This window comes from Microcoleus sp. PH2017_28_MFU_U_A (assembly GCF_020738035.1).
Classification (GTDB): domain Bacteria; phylum Cyanobacteriota; class Cyanobacteriia; order Cyanobacteriales; family Microcoleaceae; genus Microcoleus.
This window is the reverse complement of record NZ_JAEQCX010000009.1, coordinates 1-1,343: the sequence shown is the minus strand read 5'-3', so window position 1 is coordinate 1,343 and position 1,343 is coordinate 1. Positions and strand designations below refer to the sequence as shown.

Annotated in this window: 1 protein-coding gene; it reads right to left on the bottom strand. The window is 42.9% G+C overall.

Annotation, left to right across the window (positions count from 1 at the left end):
- Positions 1–120: 120 nt before the first annotated feature.
- Positions 121–1,206 carry an RNA-guided endonuclease InsQ/TnpB family protein gene (locus tag JGK14_RS00100; RefSeq protein WP_293187238.1) on the bottom strand — a complete coding sequence of 362 codons (1,086 nt, stop codon included), beginning with the start codon at positions 1,204–1,206 and terminating at the stop codon, positions 121–123.
- Between the last annotated feature and the right edge of the window lie 137 nt (positions 1,207–1,343).

The window sequence follows — 1,343 nt, the reverse complement described above, 5'->3', positions numbered from 1 at the left end:
CCGTTACATAAATCCTACCCAAAGTTACTCAAGATTGGACAATATTGGACTTTGAGCTTCGTTTACTTCCTGCTTCATCCTGGTAGTGTCGGCACTCACCAGTCCGCAGGCTAACCCCGTCTAACTGACGGTTTTTGACAAATTAATCGCTGCGTTCAAATCGCGGTCAACAACAATACCACAATGACTGCATTCAAACACTCGTTCAGAAAGAGAGAGTGTTTCTTTTTTAGTTCCACAATTAGAACAAGTTTTTGAGCTGGGAAACCAACGGTCAACAACTACCAACTTTGAACCGTACAACTCGCATTTGTAGGTTAACTGTCTGCGAAACTCAAAGAAGCCCATATCGGCAACAGATGCAGCTAGCTTGTGCAACGCCATCATTCCGCTTACGTTCAAGTCTTCTATGACAATTACACCGTGGTTTTTGGCAAGTAATGTCGTTAGTTTGTGCAACGTATCTTGACGGATGTTAGCTATCTTTCTATGCAGTCTAGCTATCTTGACTTGTGCTTTTTGACCATTGCTCGAACCGATGACTTTATGGCGACTCAACCATTGCATCCTTGAGAGTATGTCGCGATATTTTTTGTAGGATTTAGCACCGATAACTACTTCACCTGTTGATAGAGTAGCCAATGCTTTAATACCGAGGTCAACGCCTACAATGCTTGTTTGGCATGATTCTTGCTGTTCTACATCAAACCTGAAACTGATAAACCACCTGTCGGCAATACGGGATATCGCGCAAGACTTAGTTGATACTTGTGGTAGCCTTTCATAAGTCTTGAGGACGCCAATTACGGGAACTTGGATTTTGTTAACCCCGCAGATTTTGACTGTTCCTTCTAATGTGAAAGAATCTCGCCTTCCTTTTTTCTTAAACTTCGGTACACCAGCAGTCTTTTTAAAACATCGTTTCCATGCATCTCGCAATGCCATTAATGCCTGTTGTGGTGTAGATTTACTGCACTCGTAATACCAAGCATTCTCCGACTTCACCATAGCTACTAACAATTTATGCAAGTCAATAGCTGTGGGAAATTTGAGCTTTTCGTTGGGATTGGCTTGGTTGTGACCAAGAATATTTTTGGTCAGCCACAAACCCCAATTCCAAGCATGACGCGCCACTCCGCAATGCTTAGCTAAAAGTATGCGCTGCCGACTATTTAGTTTCAATTCGGTTTTGAATCCGAGTAACATGGCAGTCCTTTAATCCCTTCTCGCGCAGGCTTGTGACATATTCCAACCTTAGCAGAACTTGCGAGTGAAAAAGCTACCCACAATTGAGCAACAATGGGTAGATTTGTCCAAGAATCAAGTTACAGTTTCTAGCCCCC